Source organism: Marinobacter sp. M5B (assembly GCF_042604615.1).
GTDB classification, from domain to species: domain Bacteria; phylum Pseudomonadota; class Gammaproteobacteria; order Pseudomonadales; family Oleiphilaceae; genus Marinobacter; species Marinobacter salarius.
In genome coordinates this window covers 2,460,506-2,479,082 of sequence record NZ_CP156894.1, presented here as the reverse complement: position 1 = coordinate 2,479,082, position 18,577 = coordinate 2,460,506, and the positions used below count along the sequence as shown (strand labels likewise).

Sequence of the window (18,577 nt, the reverse complement as noted above, 5' to 3'; positions counted from 1 at the left end):
GCAGTTGCCCGGTATCTGACGGCAGGTCGCCGGGCTGGTACGGACTGCAGTGCAGGAATAATCACAGGAGCAGGCATGAGTCGAATCGAAGGGGTGCTGAAAGCCCTGAAAGGGCAGGGTCGCAAGGCGCTGATTCCGTACATTACCGCTGGCGATCCACATCCGGATCTGACCGTTGACCTGATGCACACTTTGGTGTCGGCGGGTGCTGATATCATCGAACTGGGCGTACCGTTCTCCGACCCAATGGCGGACGGCCCGGTGATTCAACAGGCGTGTGAGAGAGCGTTGGTGCACGGGACGTCATTGCGTCAGGTGCTGGGAATGGTGAAAACGTTCCGTGAGAAAGACAATGCCACACCGGTCGTGCTGATGGGTTACCTCAACCCGATGGAGGCCATGGGTCAGGAGAAATTCGCTGACGCGGCTGTTGATGCCGGGGTTGACGGTATCCTGACGGTGGATTTGCCGCCGGAAGAGGCGGACGAAGTGGCGCCATTGTTCACGGCCCGGAACCTTGATGCGATTTTTCTGTTGGCACCAACCACGACGGACGACCGAATTCGTGCAATCAGTGAGCACAGTTCGGGCTATGTGTACTATGTTTCATTCAAGGGTGTTACGGGCGCCGGTAAGATCGATGTGGATGAAGTGGCCTCGAAGGTGTCCCATATTCACGAACTGACTGCGCTTCCGGTGGGTGTTGGATTTGGTATTCGTGACGCTGCAACAGCGGCAGCGGTCGGTCGGGTATCCGATGGTGTAATTGTCGGCAGTGTACTGGTCGATACAATAGCCCGAAATCAGGCGGATCCTGATCAGCTCAAACGGGCATTGTCGGATCTGCTCCACCCGATGCGAGAAGCACTGGACAGCCTGGCTTCGTGACAGTCGGGTTCCCGCAGGCATCAAAGGACAGGATGAGATCATGAGTAACTGGCTGGACAAGATCATGCCGAGCAAGATCCGCTCGGAATCCAAACAACGGACCGGTGTTCCTGAAGGTCTGTGGAAGAAATGCCCCAAGTGCGGGGCGTTTTTGTACAAGCCGGAGCTGGATAAGAATCTGGACGTGTGCCCCAAGTGCCAGCATCACCTGAGGATAACTGCCCGCCGTCGTCTGGATGTTTTCCTGGACGCCGACGGCCGCCAGGAGATCGCGGCTGATCTGGAACCTTGGGACCGCCTGAAGTTCAAGGACAGCAAGCGTTACAAGGATCGCCTGAGCCAGAACCAGAAAGCCACTGGCGAGAAAGATGCCTTGGTTGCCATGCGTGGCTCCTGCCTGGATATTCCGCTGGTTGCGGTGGCCTTTGAATTCAACTTCCTTGGCGGCTCCATGGGGCAGGTCGTGGGTGAAAAGTTCGTTCAGGCGGCCAATGTGTGCCTGGAAGAGCGGATTCCATTGGTGTGTTTCTCTGCCAGCGGTGGCGCACGGATGCAGGAGGCAATCCTGTCGCTGATGCAGATGTCCAAGACGGCCGCCGTGCTTGAGCGCATGAAGCAGGAGGGCATTCCCTATATCTCGGTCATGACCGACCCGGTATTCGGTGGCGTTTCCGCAAGTCTTGCCATGCTGGGCGATCTGAACATTGCGGAACCTTATGCGCTGATCGGTTTCGCCGGTCCTCGTGTTATCGAGCAAACTGTTCGTGAAAAGCTGCCCGAAGGTTTCCAGCGCAGCGAGTTCCTGCTGGAGCATGGCGCCATCGACATGATTCTTCATCGGCATCAGATGCGTGAGCGCATTGCTGCCTTGTTGGCCAAGTTTACCGATCTGGATAAGCCGGCCACGGAAGCGCCCATCGAGTTCGAAGTGTCGGAGCGACCGGAAACCGATGCCCCCGCAGAATAGCCCTGTCGCCCGGGGCAATGCTGTCCCGGGCGATAAAGCCACGCTTGACCAGTGGCTTGGTTACCTCGAATCGATCCACCCTTCTGAAATCGACCTTGGCCTCGACCGAGTGCTGCTGGTGTTGCGACGCCTGTTTCGCCGCAATCCGGCCGGGCGAATCATCACCATCGCAGGTACCAATGGAAAAGGCAGTGCGGTAGCGGCACTTGAGAAGCTGTTAATGGCATCGGGGCGGTCCACCGGGGCCTATACCTCTCCCCACCTCCAGAACTATAACGAGCGGGTAAGGATCAACGGGGCGGATGTTAGCGATGACCAGTTGGTCTGTGCGTTTTCCCGGGTAGAGGAAGCTCGCCGTGATACCACGCTAACGTATTTCGAGTTTGGAACCCTCGCTGCTTTTGTACTGTTCCTGGAAGCGGGTGTCGAGGACTGGGTTCTTGAAGTTGGGCTGGGCGGGCGCCTGGATGCGGTCAACGTTCTGGATCCGGATCTGGCCATTATTACCTCCGTTGATATCGATCACGTTGCCTTTCTCGGAGACAACCGTGAGGTCATCGGTTTTGAGAAAGCGGGCATCCTTCGCCCCGGCATACCCGCTGTCTACGCCGATATCGATCCACCTGAGTCGGTATTGCAGCAGGCGGCCGCCCAGAAGGTCCAGCTGGAAAGGCCTGGAGAGACGTATCAATTGGTGCCGTGCGACCCAGGCATAGCACCAGCTGGCAGTCTTTGGCTGGAGCAGCCTCGCTACGGCGACCGGGTATTGCTTCCAGACAACGGGCTTCCCGTCCACAGTCTGGCCGCAGCAGTCGTTGCTGTCAGACAGTTGGCGCCGGAATTGGCGCCCAGTGCCATTGAGCAGGTTATCGCCCGGCTGACGTTGCCGGGTCGCTATGAAGTCTTGCAGCAGCAACCTCGGGTGGTGGTTGATGTCGGCCATAATCCCCACGCCGCCAACTGGCTGGCGGCTCGAATCGGGCGGCGGGAGCCCGGGGCCGGGCGTGTTATTGCTGTCTACGCCGCCCTCGAAGACAAGGATGTGGAAGGGGTAGCGGGCGCAATGGCTCCGGTAGTCGACGAGTGGCACCTGGCTGGTCTGGACGTTCATCGTGGGTTGTCCGGTCCTGAGCTGGTTGACCGAATAGGTGGTCTGCTTCGGCTGCCTGCAGCCACAGTTTCCGTCTCGGTCTCAGCGGCCGTGGAGGAAGCTCTGGGTGGCGCCGGTCCGGAGGATATGGTGGTGATATTCGGCTCCTTCTACACGGTAGCGCAGGCCAGGGTGTCCCTGGGGAAAACGGCGCCTTAAATATCCTTCATTCCGTCGTCGAAGCTTTGAGTTCTCAGCATTGGGCGGTTAGTATCGGGCACAGAAAGTCGTCAATGATGGCGGGGCAGGAACAAACAGGGGACAACCTAACGTGGACGGACTGAAACAAAGAATCATCGGGGCTCTCGTGCTGGTGTCACTTGCCGTAATCTTTGTGCCGATGATGTTCGATGAACCACATTCCGAGCGCGAATCCACCACAATCAAGATCCCGGAAGAACCGCCGTTCCCCGAAGTGGATGCACCCGAGCCAGAACTTTCCGATGCCCCGGCGTACCGGCTTGAGGAAAGCGATGCGGCTGGCGAGCCGGACTCGGCCCCCCAGCCGTCAAACGACCAACCAATACCCGATACCGACATGGCGGGTACAGAGCCTCAACCTGTCGCCAATGCCGTCGAAGAACCTCAGAATCCTCCAGAGCCAGCGCCATCTGAAGAGCCGTCGTCATCCGCCAACACCGGCTCCGCTGATCCGGCCACTGAGACGGATTCAGCGGAGTATACCCGCTCGCTGGAAGGCGCGTGGGTTGTCCAGTTGGGCAGTTTTGGCAGTGGTGATAACGCCAGGCGGTTGCGTGACAAGGTTCGTAACAAGGGTTACAACTCCCACCTGCAGCAGGTGACACGCGGTGACACCGAGCTGACCCGTGTCTTTAGTGGTCCTTTCGCGGAAAAGGCGGAAGCTGAAAGAGCAAAACAGGCGCTCGACAAAGCCTTTGGTCTCAACAGCCTGGTGACCTCCGGCGACAAATAACCCGGGCTTCTCCGGTCACTTATGCGCACAGGGCGGTTTGGTCGGGTGACGTTTCCTGATAGAATTCGCGCTTCCTTATTTTCACCGGGTTTTCCATGGATGCGCTGATCTGGATCGACTGGGTCATCATTGCCCTGATAACTGTTTCCACCCTAATCAGCCTGAAGCGTGGCTTTGTGAAAGAGGCGCTCTCGCTGATCACGTGGGTGGGGGCGTTTATCCTTGCCCGGACATTCCATCCCCAGATGCAATCTCTCCTCGAGAGCACCGTTGAAACGCCGCTTGTGCGGCTTGTCGCTGCCTTCGCGATCCTGTTCTTTGGTACCCTTATTGTTGGTGCCATAATCAATAACATGATCGGCCATCTGGTCAGGGCGACCGGGCTTTCCGCCACTGACAGAGTGCTCGGTATGGGATTCGGCCTGTTACGGGGCGTTGTGGTGGTGATTGTCGGGATTGCACTTACCCGCTATACGCCGCTGGCACAGGACACCTGGTGGCGTGCGTCCATCATGATAGACCGTCTGGCCGTGGTGGAAGATTGGTCAAGAAGAACCCTCGGAGACGAATTTGCCCGCTTTCTCGGGCCGGCAGGCGGGGAAATGGATAACCCCTCCGGTTCTCAGCAGGAAGATAACGTGGAACCCGCTTCCGCGTCCCGCTAACATTCAGTATTAACGCTTCGGAGATTACCGTATCCATGTGTGGCATTGTCGGCATAGTCAGTACTTCCAACGTGAATCAGACGCTTTACGATGCGCTGACCGTATTACAACACCGGGGCCAGGATGCGGCGGGAATTGTTACCTTTCAGGATGAGCGTTTTTACCTGCGCAAGGACAACGGCCTGGTGCGGGATGTATTTCGTACCCGTCACATGCGCCGCCTGGTGGGTAATGTTGGTATCGGCCATGTTCGGTATCCCACGGCGGGCAGTTCAAGCTCGGCGGAAGCGCAGCCGTTTTACGTCAACAGCCCCTACGGCATTACCCTGGCCCATAACGGCAACCTGACCAACGCCGACGACCTTAGCCGTGATCTGTTTCGCACCGATCTCCGCCACATCAACACCAACTCTGATTCCGAAGTCCTGTTGAACGTGTTTGCCCATGAGCTTCAGAAACTGGGCAAACTCGACCCGACCAAGGAAGAAATTTTTGCGGCTGTTCGGGCCGTGCACAAACGCTGCCGCGGCGCCTATGCGGTCATAGCCATGATCACTGGATATGGCATCGTCGGTTTCCGAGACCCCAACGGCATTCGCCCGGCCTGTTATGGCGTGCGCAAGACCGAAGAGGGTGAGGAGTACATGATTGCCTCCGAGAGCGTGGCGCTGAGTGCCGCGGGCTTCAAACTGGTGCGGGACATCGCGCCGGGTGAGGCGGTGTACATTGAAACCGATGGCACGCTTTATACCCAGCAGTGCGCTGAGGAAGCCCACCTTTACCCCTGTATATTCGAGCACGTGTATTTTGCGCGGCCAGATTCCATTATCGACAAGGTATCGGTCTACAAGGCGCGGCTGCGGATGGGGGAAACTCTGGCGGAGAAGGTGCTGCGGGAGCGTCCGGACCATGATATCGATGTGGTGATGCCGATACCGGATACCAGTCGCACCTCTGCGATGCAGATGGCGCATCGGCTGGGGGTGAAGTTCCGTGAAGGCTTTATCAAGAATCGCTATATCGGCCGTACCTTTATCATGCCGGGCCAGAAGATGCGGAAGAAGTCCGTGCGCCAGAAGCTGAACCCGATCGATCTCGAGTTCCGGGGCAAGAACGTCATGCTGGTGGACGATTCCATTGTGCGGGGAACCACCTGCAAGGAAATCGTGCAGATGGCCAGAGATGCCGGTGCCCGTAAGGTTTACTTCGCGTCAGCAGCGCCCCCGGTTCGTTACCCCAATGTCTACGGCATTGATATGCCGTCGGTGAACGAGTTGATCGCCCACGACCGAAGTGTTCAGGAGATTGGCGAGCTCATCGGCGCGGACTGGTTGCTGTACCAGGATCTGGATGATCTCATTACCTGTGTGAATGACGTTAATCCGGAGATCGAGGGGTGGGAGTGTTCCGTCTTTACCGGCAATTACGTTACTGGTGATGTGGACGCAGCCTATCTCAATAAACTGGAGGCGGCCCGCAATGACGAGAACATGTCCCAAGCCGGTGCCGGGGATTCCTCCGACAACGGCATTATCGATCTGTATAACGACGAAGACTGACCCAGCATGGCCATAAACAGGAGTTTGTCATGACCTATCGCCGCGAAGAACATGTTCTGATCCCCGAGTCGGATCTTGAGGGCATGTCGGTGGACACTCTCGCGGTCCGTGCCGGTCAGATTCGCACCGGCCAACTGGAGCATAGCGACGCAATTTTCCCAACGTCGAGCTTCGTTTATGGCAGTGCCGCACAGGCAGCGGCCCGGTTTGGTGGTGAGGAGCCGGGCAATATCTATTCCCGTTTTACCAATCCCACGGTACAGGCGTTTGAATCCCGTATTGCGGCGATGGAAGGCGGAGAGCGTGCTGTAGCGACGTCGTCCGGCATGGCGGCCATCCTGGCGACCTGCATGGCGCTGCTGAAAGCGGGTGATCACGTGATTTGCTCGCGGGGCGTGTTTGGCACCACCAATGTGCTTTTTCAGAAGTACCTGGCGAAGTTCGGTGTGGACACCACCTTTGTGGGCCTGACGGATATGTCGCAATGGCAGGCTGCGGTGCGCCCTGAAACCCGGATGCTGTTCATCGAAACGCCAACGAACCCGTTGTGCGAAGTCGCCGACATGGAGGCACTGTCCGGGTTGGCCCGGGCGAATGACGCCTTGTTCGTCGTGGACAACTGTTTCTGTACACCCGTGCTGCAGCGCCCATTTGAGCATGGCGCCGATGTTATCATTCACTCTGCCACCAAGTATCTGGATGGCCAGGGCCGATGTGTCGGTGGTGTCGTTATTGGTCCCAACACACTGATGGAGGAGGTCTACGGCTTCCTTCGTTCTGCCGGTCCCACCCTGAGCCCGTTCAACGCGTGGGTTTTCCTCAAGGGTCTGGAAACCTTACCAATCCGTATGCGCGCCCATTGTGACAATGCGTTAGAGTTGGCGACATGGCTTGAAGGGCAGGGCGCGGTGGATCATGTATTCTATGCCGGTTTGCCCGATCATCCACAGCATGAATTGGCGAAGCGTCAGCAAAGCGGGTTTGGTGGAGTCCTTTCCTTTACCGTGAAAGGTGGTCGGGAAGAGGCCTGGGCGTTCATCGATGCGACGCGAATGATCTCCATTACCGCCAATCTTGGTGACGTCAAAACCACGATTACCCATCCGGCCACAACCACGCACGGTCGCCTGTCTCCGGAAGACAAGGTTCAGGCGGGTATTACCGAAAATCTGGTACGGATCTCGGTGGGTATCGAAGCTGTTGAGGACCTCAAAACCGATCTGCAACGCGGGTTTGAGGCTCTTGAAAATTACCGTCAGGGAACTGTCTGAGCATTCATGGCTGAGAGCGTAAAAGCGAAAAAATCCGGTGAGTTGACCGAAAAACAGGAGCGGTTCCGTCGCTTCCTGGCCCAGGGGGCCAGGGAAGGAGCGGTGATCGCCCTGATCGCACTGTGCATTTATCTGGGAATGGCGCTGGTTACCTTCAGCCCTTCGGATCCTGGTTGGGCCAGCATTGGCCACGACACCAGTGTGCAGAATTACGCAGGCCGAACGGGCGCCTGGTTGGCCAGTCTACTACGTGACTTTTTCGGCCATGTCGCCTTTCTGTTTCCCGTAATGATCGCCGGCTATGCGTTGATGTTGATTCGCCGCCGGAACGATCCTATCGACATGCACATGCCGCTGTTTCTGCTACGTTTTGGCGGTTTCCTGTTGATCTTGCTGTCGGCGACAAGCCTACTGTCGCTCTATTCTGTGTTCGGTCTTGGGGTAACGTCGGGCGGTGTGCTGGGCTCCGCGGTGTCTGAGGCCATGGTGCGCTTCTTTAACCTGCCGGCCACGACGCTGCTGCTCATTGCGATTTTCCTGTTTGCACTGACGGTCAGTACGGGGATGTCCTGGTTCTGGCTGATGGATCAGGTTGGCAATCTGACGCTCCGTATCGGTAATGCCATCAAAAACCTTTTCTCCTCTTCCGACAAGGAAAAGCCCAAACCGGCAGCAAAAGCCCCGGCTGCACCCGAACCCGCGAAGAAACCAGCGGAGCCGCCCACGGTGCGGGACAGGGTGGCAACCCAGAAAACCCCGGCGGCAGGCAACTCCTGGTGGCGGCGCCTGTTGGGCCTGGGTCCGCGTGCTGAAAAGGTCAAGGCACCTGCATCACGCCCAGAGCGAAAAGAACCGGGCCTGGAAGGCGTACTGCCAGTTGATGATGCCGAACCCGCTCGGCTGGAAAGCTTCAGCTCCCAGGATGACACGACACCGGTGGCCAAACCGTCGCCAAAGGGGAATTCCAAGCCGCCCGGGAAATCCCTGAAGATATCCCCGTTCAAGCGGGATGATCAGTCCGCCGGCAGCACCAATGGCGCCAAGAGCAAACAGGCGTCGTTGCTGGAAGATATTGAAAGCACCATTCCGCCCATAACCCTGCTGGACCCACCGGAGGAGCACAAGGAAAGGGGCTATTCCGAGGAGTCGCTTCAACACATGTCGCGGTTGCTGGAAGAAAAGCTCGCGGATTTCGGCGTTTCCGTGGAAGTGGTCGAGGTTAACCCCGGGCCGGTTATTACCCGGTTTGAGATTAAACCCGCGCCAGGCGTCAAGGTCAGCAAGATTTCCAACCTGGCGAAGGATCTTGCCCGTTCCCTGGCGGTCCTCAGTGTTCGCGTGGTTGAGGTGATTCCGGGCAAGTCCGTGGTGGGTATCGAGATACCGAACGAAGAGCGGGAAATGGTCCGGCTCAGTGAGGTGTTGAACGCCCGGGTGTTCCAGGACTCATCGTCTGCCTTGACCCTGGCGTTGGGTAACGACATCGGCGGTAACCCGATGGTGGCCAATCTGGCGAAGATGCCGCACCTGCTGGTGGCCGGCACAACCGGTTCCGGCAAGTCGGTGGGCGTCAACGCCATGATACTGAGCATGCTGTTGAAAGCCACTCCCGAAGAAGTTCGTTTCATCATGGTCGACCCCAAGATGCTTGAACTGAGCATCTATGATGGTATTCCGCATCTGTTGGCGCCGGTGGTCACCGATATGAAAGACGCGGCCAACGCGCTGCGTTGGTGTGTAGCGGAAATGGAGCGCCGGTATCGGCTGTTGGCGAGCCTGGGTGTACGCAACCTGGCCGGCTACAACCGCAAGGTTAAGGATGCAGCCGCCGCGGGTGAGCCACTGCTGGACCCAACGTGGAAGCCGGATGAGTACCTGGCGGATGACGAGCAGGAACGCCCGGAACTGGAAACCCTTCCGTTCATCGTGGTGGTCATCGACGAATTTGCCGACATGATGATGATCGTTGGCAAGAAGGTCGAGGAGCTCATTGCGCGGATCGCCCAGAAAGCCCGTGCCGCCGGCATTCATCTGATTCTGGCTACGCAACGGCCGTCTGTGGACGTTATCACGGGCCTGATCAAGGCCAACATTCCGACGCGGATGTCCTTCCAGGTATCGTCCAAGATCGATTCCCGCACGGTACTGGACCAGGGTGGGGCGGAACAGTTGTTGGGGCATGGTGACATGCTCTACCTGCCCCCGGGCTCTGGACTGCCGGTACGGGTGCATGGTGCCTTCGTAGACGATGACGAAGTCCATCGGGTTGTCAGTGCCTGGAAGGATCGTGGAGAGCCCGTTTATGTGGACGATGTACTGAACGGGGCCGAAGGCGAGAACCTGCCTGGCGTGCCTAACCTGAGTGAAGGCGGCGGTGACAGTGAGGGGGATGCTCTGTTCGACGAGGCAGTAGCCTTTGTTACTGAGGGCAGGCGGGTGTCAATTTCATCCGTACAACGTAAATTCAAGATCGGCTATAACCGGGCCGCGAACCTGGTCGACGCCATGGAAGCATCCGGTGTGGTCAGCGCAGCCGGGCATAATGGCGCCCGTGAAGTTCTGGCACCACCGCCACCGAGAGATTAGGAGTAGCGATTCATGAGAGTTTCAGCAAAAGCCCTTTGGTTGGTCACCGCGTTTTCGGCCCTGATATCGGTGATCACGCCGGCCATGGCGGAAGATACCAGTGCAAAGGCCGCAGCGGATCTGTCTGCGCTGCTCAAGAATTACGAGTCCTTCCAGTCTGATTTTATTCAGATCGTGGTTAATGAAAACGGCAATCGCGTTCAGGAGAGCCGTGGTTCCCTGAAGGCCAAGCGTCCTGGGTTGTTTTATTGGGAAACCCGAAAACCCCATTCACAGTTCGTCGTCAGCAACGGTGAAACCGTGGAAGTCTACGATCCTGATCTGGAACAGGTCACCATCCACAACCTGGACGAGCGTGTACAGACCACACCAGCGCTTCTTTTGAGTGGTGAGGTTGATAACCTCAATGAGACCTATCGCGTGTCCTCCCGCTCTCCTGGGGAGAATATCCGTGAGTTCACCCTGGAACCGCGAAGCGAGGATTCCCTGTTCGTATCCCTGAGGCTGACCTTCCATAATGGTGAGCTGCAGGAAATGCGCATGCAGGATTCACTGGCGCAGCTCAGCGTTCTCAGTTTCGAGGACATTCGCCTGAACGCCCCGGTGGAGGACAATGCGTTTACCCTGAATTACCCTGACAGCGTGGATGTGATCCGGGACGGGGCCTGATGCAGGATAGCCTGTTCGCGGAACAGCAGGGTTTCCGCCCGCTGGCTGCGCGAATGCGCCCGGCGAGCCTTGATGAATACGTCGGCCAGTCACATCTGGTGGGCGAGGGCAAGCCGCTCCGCAGGGCGGTTGAACAGGGACAGCTCCACTCCATGATCCTGTGGGGCCCTCCGGGTGTCGGTAAGACCACCTTCGCCCGCCTGCTGGCCAACCTCAGTGATCTCAGCTTTGAGACCGTTTCGGCCGTTCTCAGCGGTGTAAAGGATATCCGTCTCATTGTTGAGCGGGCGAAAGACCGCAAGCGCAGCGAAGGGCGCGACACCCTGCTGTTTGTCGATGAAGTTCACCGTTTCAATAAAAGCCAGCAGGATGCGTTTCTTCCTCACATTGAAGACGGTACTTTCATCTTTGTCGGTGCCACCACCGAGAACCCTTCCTTTGAACTGAACAGTGCGTTGCTCTCCCGTACCCGCGTCTACGTACTGAAGAACCTTGAAGAAACCGACATTCTGGAACTGCTTGGGCGGTCACTGTCTTCACCAGAGGGGCTGGCAGGGCGATTCACCGTGGAAAAGAGCGTCCTGGAGCTGATGGCAACCGCATCGGGCGGCGATGGCAGGCGTGCGCTGAATATTCTGGAAGTGGCAACGGATCTTGCAGAGCCTGATGAAGACGGCGCCGCCAGAATTACCTCCGATCATCTGGAACAGGTGCTGCAAACCAGCCTGAGGCGGTTCGATAAAGGCGGCGATGTCTTCTACGACCAGATATCGGCACTTCACAAGTCTGTGCGGGGCTCCGACCCCGATGGCTCCCTGTACTGGCTATGTCGCATGCTGGATGGCGGTTGTGATCCGTTGTATGTGGCCCGGCGTCTGGCGCGAATTGCCAGCGAGGACATAGGCAATGCCGACCCGAGGGCGCTGCAGATTGCCATGGACGCCTGGGAGGCCCAGGAGCGACTGGGTTCCCCTGAGGGCGAACTGGCGCTCGCTCAGGCAGTTACCTATCTTGCCCTTTCGCCCAAGAGTAACGCGGTCTATTCCGCCTTTAACCAGTGTATGGCCGATATCCGCAATGACCCGGACTATGAGGTGCCCGTTCACCTGCGCAACGCCCCCACCAAACTGTTGAAGTCCATGGGGCACGGTGACGAATACCGTTATGCCCATGACGAGCCGGAAGCATTCGCCGCCGGAGAAGCCTATCTCCCCGAGGCCATTCACCAGCGCCGTTACTATGAGCCAGTCCATCGGGGCCTGGAAATCAAACTCGCCGAAAAGCGTGGCCGGCTCGACGACTGGAACCGCAACAGCGACCGCAAGCGTTATCCGCAACGCTGAAATCCGCTAGCCGCTTTCGCCCGCTGTGGTCATAGCCGGCCGCGCAGGTATAATGCCCAGTCAATCGTGAACAACAGAAACAGGATAATCATGCTCGATCCCAAACGTGTCCGCACCCAGACTGAAGAGATCGCCCGTCGCCTTGCTATCAAGGGGTACACCTTTGACAAAGCCACATTCGATCAGCTCGAGGAGCGCCGTCGCGCGATCCAGGTGAAAACGGAAACTCTGCAGGGCGAGCAGAACCGCCGATCCAAATCCATTGGCAAGGCCAAGGCGGCCGGTGAAGACATCCAGCCATTACTGGACGAAGTGGAAGACCTGAAGAAACAGAAGTCAGAAGCGGAAGACGAGTTGCGGGTGTTACAGGAGGAATTGAACGACTTCCTCGCCAGCATACCGAACCTGCCCGACGACACCGTGCCGGCCGGAGAAAGCGAAGACGATAACGTTGAGGTGCGTCGCTGGGGTACCCCCAAACACTTTGATTTTGAACCAAAGGACCACGTTGCCCTGGGCGAAGCCCTTGGTGGCCTGGACTTCGAGACCGCCACTCGTCTGGCTCATTCCCGTTTTGCTGTGATGCGCGGCCCGGTTGCCCGCCTGCATCGGGCGCTTGCCCAGTTCATGATTAACCTCCACACCGACGAGCATGCGTATACGGAAGCCTATGTGCCGTACCTGGTCAACGCAGACACGCTCTTTGGGACGGGCCAGCTTCCCAAGTTTGAGGAAGACCTTTTCCGCATGGACGGGGAGAAGCCTCTTTATCTGATTCCCACGGCGGAGGTTCCGGCCACCAACCTGGTTAGCAACACCATTCTTGATGCAGCAGAACTGCCCCTGAAGCTGGTCTGCCACACTCCCTGTTTCCGTAGTGAAGCCGGCTCTTACGGCCGTGATACCCGCGGTATGATCCGCCAGCACCAGTTTGACAAGGTGGAGCTGGTGCAGGTCGTTCGCCCGGAGGACTCCGAAGCGGCGCTCGAGGCGCTGACCGGGCACGCCGAAAAGGTACTGCAGCTCCTCGAGCTACCGTACCGGTTGGTTGACCTCTGTGGTGGCGACATGGGGTTTGCGGCCGCCCGTACTTATGACATCGAAGTCTGGTTACCGGGCCAGGACAAATATCGCGAAATATCTTCCTGTTCCAACGCCAGGGATTTTCAGGCACGGCGCATGCATGCACGCTGGCGTAACCCGGAAACCAATAAGCCGGAGCCCGTTCATACCTTGAACGGATCCGGGCTTGCCGTTGGCCGCGCACTGATTGCGGTGATGGAGAATTATCAACAGGAAGACGGCAGCATCCTGGTTCCCGAGGTCCTGAAACCGTATATGGGAGGCGTAGACAGAATACAATGAGTGACAGACTCGACGATGCACCATGGAAGGGCGTTGGTGCAAAGCCTGCACCAGTTCGGTACCACAAGAATCCGGTAACGGAAAATCCGAATAGCTCCGAAGGGGAGGTTGCACTCGTGGGTGCCGGCCCCGGTGATCCGGAGTTACTGACATTGAAGGCGTGGCGCCTGATCCAGTCAGCGGAAGTGGTGTTGTACGACCGCCTGGTGTCGCCGGAAATCCTGTCACTTATTCCTGAATCCGCCGAGCGTATTCATGTGGGCAAGCAGCGTGCTAACCACACCTTGCCCCAGGATCAGATCAACAGCCGCCTGGTGGAACTCGCCCGCAAGGGACGCAAAGTGGTGCGGCTCAAGGGTGGTGATCCCTTTATTTTTGGCCGTGGCGGCGAGGAGATTGAAACCCTTGCGGCGGCCGGTGTGCGCTTCCAGGTGGTGCCCGGCATTACCGCTGCTTCCGGTTGCGCCGCCTACGCCGGCATTCCGCTTACGCACCGGGACCACGCCCAGTCAGTTCGGTTTGTCACCGGCCACCTGAAGAATGACACCTGCGACCTGCCTTGGAAGGATTTCGTCCAGAACAACCAGACCCTGGTGTTCTACATGGGCCTGGTCGGGCTACCGATTATCTGCCAGCAACTGGTTGCCCACGGTATGTCTCCGGAGATGCCGGTGGCGCTCGTTTCAAGAGGGACAACGCCCCATCAGCAGGTTGTGACCGGGGACCTGACAAACATCGTGGAAAGGGTGGAGAGGAATGCGGTGCCTGCCCCCACATTGGTCATCATCGGCAACGTGGTGACCTTGAGAAGCAGGCTCGACTGGATCGGGGGCTGAAATCAGCCCCGACGCTTCGGCAGAACGTCCTTCAGTTTCTCCCGCATGTCACGCAGGGCTTTTTCAGTGGTCTCCCAGTCAATACAGGCGTCCGTCACGGACACACCGTATTTAAGGTCGGCCAGGTTTTCAGGAATCGACTGATTGCCCCAGTTCAGGTTGCTTTCCACCATCAAACCCTGGATGGACTGGTTGCCCTCAACGATCTGATGGGTGATGTCCTGCAATACCAGAGGCTGTATGGCCGGGTCCTTGCTGGAATTGGCGTGGCTGCAGTCAACCATGATCGACTGACGGAGTTTGGATTTCTCCAGCGCCTGTTCACACAGGGCAACGTTGACTGAGTCATAGTTGGGTTTGCCACCGCCGCCACGCAGAACCACGTGGCCGTAATTGTTACCCCGGGTACGGATAACCGCGACTTTGCCCTGCTGGTCAATGCCGAGGAAGCTGTGAGGGTGAGAGACCGACTTCATGGCATTAACTGCAACGTCCAGGCTGCCATCGGTACCGTTCTTGAAGCCAATGGCCATGGACAGGCCACTGCTCATTTCCCGGTGAGTCTGAGATTCTGTGGTGCGCGCGCCAATAGCGGACCAGGAGATTGTATCCTGCAGGTATTGCGGGGAGATAGGATCCAATGCTTCTGTCGCCGTGGGCAGTCCCAACTCGGAGATATCCAGGAGCAGACGACGGCCGATGTGCAGGCCCTGTTCAATGTCGAAGGTGTCGTTGAGGTGGGGGTCGTTAATCAACCCTTTCCAGCCAACGGTGGTGCGAGGCTTCTCGAAATACACCCGCATGACGATCAGCAGGGTATCGCTGACTTCTTCTGCCAGCTTCTTCAGCCTGGCGGCGTATTCCCGGGCAGCTTCGACATCATGAATGGAGCAGGGGCCCACCACCACAAACAGGCGATGGTCCTTGCCGTCCATGATGTCATAGATGGCCTGGCGGCCTTTTTCCACAGTTTCCGCGGCCTTGCCGGAAAGCGGCATCTCCTGCTTGAGCGCTTCAGGGGTAATCAAAGGTTCCTGACTCGCCACATTCAGATTCTCTAGTTTGGTGCCCGACATTCTGTTGTTATCCCCGTCGCATAAAACATGACTGGCCGGCGCTTAGTTGCGGTAAACCCCGGCGAGTTGGTTATACTGCGTTATTTGATTAACCTTTTCAACGCTTCTGACGCGCGGGGAACGGATGCAGCAGAGCACGCAGAAAAAGCGCAAAGTACTGTCTCGGAAACAGGTGGTAAAGAGGATTGGGGACGTGCTTTCAGGCATTCGTGTACCCGATCTTCCCTATCCTGCGGGAAAGGTTGCTGCAGACGCAGCCAGCGACTGGCGCCCATTGTTGCTGTCCTGCTGGACGGAGCAGCGGGATGAGCCCGTGACCCGCGTTATCCGCTCGGTATCCTTGACCTGGTCGGTCAGGCAGATCAATTCCGCCTATGTGGCGGACCGAATCATGGATGTGTTTCTCAAGACCAGCGGCCTCCATCCCGAACTGGCCCTGCGAATTGCCCGCCTTCGGTTCTTTCTCGCCTGGCGAATGAACCTTGAGGGAGCCGGAGCGCTGAACGATACCATCGTGCACTGGCTTGACAGCCTGCAGGACTGCAGGGGATGGAGTGGTTCCGGCGGGCGCTCAGGGAGGGCCCTCCTGGATCAGTTGGATTCACTGACCATAGCGGTGTCCGGCTGTTTCGATTCCGGGGACGTCGGGCCGGTTATCGAATTCTGCCGTCAGTGGGAAGAGGATGCGGGAAAGCGCGAACAGCAGAATGAGCGTTTACGTCAGCGGTTGCTGGAAACCGAGCAGGGCGCCGCCCGTCAAAGAAAGTCGGAACAGACGGCTAGGGCATTGGTGGGCCGGGCCCTCCAGAATCGTCAGCTGCCGCAAGCCGTGGTTCGGTTTATCTTTGATCACTGGTTTGCCCTGATCAAGCAGATTGTCTGGCAGGAAGGCACCGACGGCGACAACTGGCGGCATGCCAGCAAACTGTTGGAATGGCTTGTCTGGATTGGTGATCCGGCGCTTTCCGACAAGGACAGGAACCGCCTCTATACGGTGGGGGAGCAAATTGGTGACCGGATCAGCGACGTCTGGAACCGCGTCAACGGTAAGCCCCTGGATGACTCGGCCCTGCAAGGAATCCAGTCGGTTATGGTGGATCGTCTGAGGGGCGAAACGCCCGAGCTGGTTTCCGCGTTGCCGGAAGGCGACCGATTCTCCTGGGATCCTTCCTGGTTGTCGTTTTCCGCACCGCCCGAGGCCGAGGTTGAGCCGTTGTTGGGAAAATGGTTTGTGGAAGGTGAGGGCGCCGCGGAGCGACGTCGGTATTTCTTTGCTCTGCTACCGGATACCTGTGAAGTGCTCTGGACCAATGGTGCCGGGGTCAAACTGGGACTAATGCCCTGGCCAAGGTTCTCCACGGCTCTCGATAGCGGCACCCTGAGATTATTACCACCATTGACTCCCTTCGGTCAGGTGTTGGCGGAAACCATTACCTCGCTATCTGTGGTGCTTGAACGCCAGACGTTGCAACGGGAAGAAGCCGCCAGGGAGGCGAGAGCCCGGGCAGAAACCTTGCGTCGGGAAAAGGCGGAAGCGGAACAATTGCGCCAACAGGAGGAAGCCGCCAGGCAGGCTGAACTCGCAAGGCAGAAGAAAGCGGCAGAAGATCGACGTATCGCTGATGAAGAAGCCGAGCAGCAACGCCTGTTGCAGGAGCGGGAGACCGCTGCGAGGGAGTTGGTGGAAGGCATCAAACTGGGTGGTTGGATCGTCGAGGAAAGTAGCGGTGAGGGCAAGGATGCCGTTCGCCTGAAGCTGGCCGTACGGATCAATGCCTCCCGGAAGTTGGTTTTTGTGGACCGACTGGGGCTGAATCGCCGCGAATTCCTGGTGGATGAACTCGTGGATCACGTGGTGATGGGCCGGGTACGCGTACTTGGTAGCTCTGCAGAGTTTGATGACGCTCTGTCGCGGGTGGTTGGCCGTATCAGGGTCGGTCGAAACTGACCGGATAAAACACTATCGGATAGATGATCATGAGCGATATCGATTACAGTTTTGGCGACTATGAGGATGCTCCGGAATCTGGGGATAACCGTTCCGAGTACCGGCTGGCTGCGAGCGCAAGTGTGACCCTGGAGCTGGAATCACCGATTCCGGATGTCGAGGGGGATCAGTCCGGACGGTCTCTGGTATCACGCACCAGCGATGTCTCTGCCCGTGGTATCCGGTTGACGACCGCAGAACCGGTAACCCAGGGTGCGCTCTTACCTGCCTGGGTCAGTCTGGAGGATGACAATAAGCCGTTTGGTCTGATGGTGGAGGTTGTCTGGTGTCGTGCAAGCACTGAAACCAGTTGGCTGGTGGGACTTCAGATACTGGAGTCGGATGACACGTCCTATCTGGAGTGGGTGGAAGCCGTCGCAAAGGCGATGTCTGAGGGTTAAGTCGTCCCGGCAAGGCCCGAAAGCCCTGCCGGGAAAACCGGGAGCTTCAGTCTTCCAACTCGCCCATGCCGGTAATGTTGAAGCCGGCATCAACGTACATGATTTCACCAGTAATGCCGCTGGCCATGTCAGAACACATGAAGGCAGCAGCGTTACCCACTTCGTCGGTAGTCACGTTGCGGCGTAACGGTGCCCGCCTGGCATTCTCGGCCAGCATACGGCGGAAGCTCTTGATGCCAGAGGCCGCCAGGGTCTTGATTGGCCCTGCCGAGATGGCGTTGACCCGGATGCCATCACGCCCCAGGCTGCCGGCCATATAGCGAACGTTCGCCTCAAGGGAAGCCTTGGCCAGTCCCATGACGTTGTAGTTCTGCAGTACTTTCTCGGCACCCAGGTAGCTGAGGGTCAGCAGGGAGCTGTTTTCATGCATCATCTTGCGACCGGCCTGGGCCAGGGCAACAAAGCTGTAGGAGCTGATGTCGTGGGCGATGCGGAAGCCTTCCCGCGTGGTGACGTCCACATAGTTGCCATCCAGCTCGTTGGCCGGGGCGTAACCGACAGAGTGGACAATAATGTCGATGTCGTCCCAGTGCTTGCCCAGTTCGGTGAACACAGCTTCTATTTCGTCATCGCTGGCAACATCGCACGGGAAAATCAGCGAACTGCCCCAGCCTTCGGCGAATTTCTCTACTCGGGATTTGAGCTTTTCATTCTGGTAAGTGAATGCCAGCTCGGCGCCTTGTTTGGCAAAGGCTTCGGCGATGCCATAAGCGATCGAGTGTTTGCTTGCAACGCCGACAATCAGTGCTTTTTTGCCACTGAGTAATCCCATAACGATTCTCCCTGTGTTTCAGTTTAAGGCATTATCCATGAACCGCTG

15 protein-coding genes and 1 pseudogene are annotated in these 18,577 nt (G+C 57.9%); 14 read left to right on the top strand and 2 right to left on the bottom strand.

Annotated elements, in window-relative coordinates:
• The first annotated feature begins 75 nt into the window (after nucleotides 1–75).
• From trpA to cobA, 12 genes and pseudogenes are all read left to right on the top strand, one after another.
• Entirely contained in the window at nucleotides 76–888 is an 813-nt protein-coding gene (gene trpA, locus AAGD24_RS11275; RefSeq protein ID WP_036205493.1) for a tryptophan synthase subunit alpha, read from the top strand.
• Nucleotides 889–928: 40 nt separating this feature from the next.
• Nucleotides 929–1,855, top strand: a complete 927-nt coding sequence (accD, locus tag AAGD24_RS11270) for an acetyl-CoA carboxylase, carboxyltransferase subunit beta (RefSeq protein WP_041333302.1) — start codon at nucleotides 929–931, stop codon at nucleotides 1,853–1,855.
• Nucleotides 1,839–3,164, top strand: coding sequence for a bifunctional tetrahydrofolate synthase/dihydrofolate synthase (folC, locus tag AAGD24_RS11265; protein WP_127401379.1), 1,326 nt, complete (start codon nucleotides 1,839–1,841; stop codon nucleotides 3,162–3,164). The genes accD and folC overlap by 17 nt, the downstream gene beginning before the upstream one ends.
• 112 nt (nucleotides 3,165–3,276) lie before the next feature.
• Complete coding sequence (locus AAGD24_RS11260; protein WP_379865124.1) at nucleotides 3,277–3,939, top strand: SPOR domain-containing protein; 663 nt, start codon at nucleotides 3,277–3,279, stop codon at nucleotides 3,937–3,939.
• Nucleotides 3,940–4,034: 95 nt separating this feature from the next.
• Entirely contained in the window at nucleotides 4,035–4,604 is a 570-nt protein-coding gene (locus tag AAGD24_RS11255) for a CvpA family protein (RefSeq protein ID WP_379865123.1), read from the top strand.
• 35 nt (nucleotides 4,605–4,639) lie between these two features.
• Nucleotides 4,640–6,163 carry an amidophosphoribosyltransferase gene (purF, locus tag AAGD24_RS11250; protein WP_036205498.1) on the top strand — a complete coding sequence of 508 codons (1,524 nt, stop codon included), beginning with the start codon at nucleotides 4,640–4,642 and terminating at the stop codon, nucleotides 6,161–6,163.
• Between the two features lie 29 nt (nucleotides 6,164–6,192).
• On the top strand, nucleotides 6,193–7,434 hold the full coding sequence (locus AAGD24_RS11245) for an O-succinylhomoserine sulfhydrylase (RefSeq protein WP_036205500.1): 1,242 nt from the start codon (nucleotides 6,193–6,195) through the stop codon (nucleotides 7,432–7,434).
• A gap of 6 nt (nucleotides 7,435–7,440) precedes the next feature.
• Nucleotides 7,441–10,020: a DNA translocase FtsK gene (locus AAGD24_RS11240; RefSeq protein WP_379865121.1), complete on the top strand. Its 2,580-nt coding sequence runs from the start codon at nucleotides 7,441–7,443 to the stop codon at nucleotides 10,018–10,020.
• Nucleotides 10,021–10,032: 12 nt separating this feature from the next.
• The gene (lolA, locus tag AAGD24_RS11235) at nucleotides 10,033–10,689 is read left to right on the top strand and encodes an outer membrane lipoprotein chaperone LolA (protein ID WP_036205504.1); all 657 of its coding nucleotides are present in this window, start codon (nucleotides 10,033–10,035) and stop codon (nucleotides 10,687–10,689) included.
• Nucleotides 10,689–12,032: a replication-associated recombination protein A gene (locus AAGD24_RS11230; protein ID WP_305936834.1), complete on the top strand. Its 1,344-nt coding sequence runs from the start codon at nucleotides 10,689–10,691 to the stop codon at nucleotides 12,030–12,032. Before lolA ends, AAGD24_RS11230 begins: the two co-directional genes overlap by 1 nt.
• A gap of 90 nt (nucleotides 12,033–12,122) precedes the next feature.
• On the top strand, nucleotides 12,123–13,397 hold the full coding sequence (gene serS / locus AAGD24_RS11225) for a serine--tRNA ligase (protein ID WP_041333307.1): 1,275 nt from the start codon (nucleotides 12,123–12,125) through the stop codon (nucleotides 13,395–13,397).
• Between the two features lie 14 nt (nucleotides 13,398–13,411).
• Nucleotides 13,412–14,233 (top strand): annotated as a pseudogene (cobA, locus tag AAGD24_RS11220) (uroporphyrinogen-III C-methyltransferase); the annotation flags it as partial.
• Nucleotides 14,234–14,235: 2 nt separating this feature from the next.
• Here cobA and AAGD24_RS11215 read toward each other — a convergent pair.
• Complete coding sequence (locus AAGD24_RS11215) at nucleotides 14,236–15,309, bottom strand: 3-deoxy-7-phosphoheptulonate synthase (protein ID WP_036205509.1); 1,074 nt, start codon at nucleotides 15,307–15,309, stop codon at nucleotides 14,236–14,238.
• A 124-nt stretch (nucleotides 15,310–15,433) separates the two neighbouring features.
• On the opposite strand from AAGD24_RS11215, the gene AAGD24_RS11210 reads away from it, so the two are divergent.
• Both AAGD24_RS11210 and AAGD24_RS11205 read left to right on the top strand, forming a co-directional pair.
• Entirely contained in the window at nucleotides 15,434–17,257 is a 1,824-nt protein-coding gene (locus tag AAGD24_RS11210) for a DUF1631 family protein (RefSeq protein WP_379865119.1), read from the top strand.
• A gap of 29 nt (nucleotides 17,258–17,286) precedes the next feature.
• Nucleotides 17,287–17,697: a PilZ domain-containing protein gene (locus AAGD24_RS11205; RefSeq protein WP_036205924.1), complete on the top strand. Its 411-nt coding sequence runs from the start codon at nucleotides 17,287–17,289 to the stop codon at nucleotides 17,695–17,697.
• A gap of 46 nt (nucleotides 17,698–17,743) precedes the next feature.
• Here the strand turns inward: AAGD24_RS11205 and AAGD24_RS11200 are convergent, their stop codons facing one another.
• Nucleotides 17,744–18,529 carry an enoyl-ACP reductase gene (locus tag AAGD24_RS11200; protein WP_036205512.1) on the bottom strand — a complete coding sequence of 262 codons (786 nt, stop codon included), beginning with the start codon at nucleotides 18,527–18,529 and terminating at the stop codon, nucleotides 17,744–17,746.
• Nucleotides 18,530–18,577: the final 48 nt, after the last annotated feature.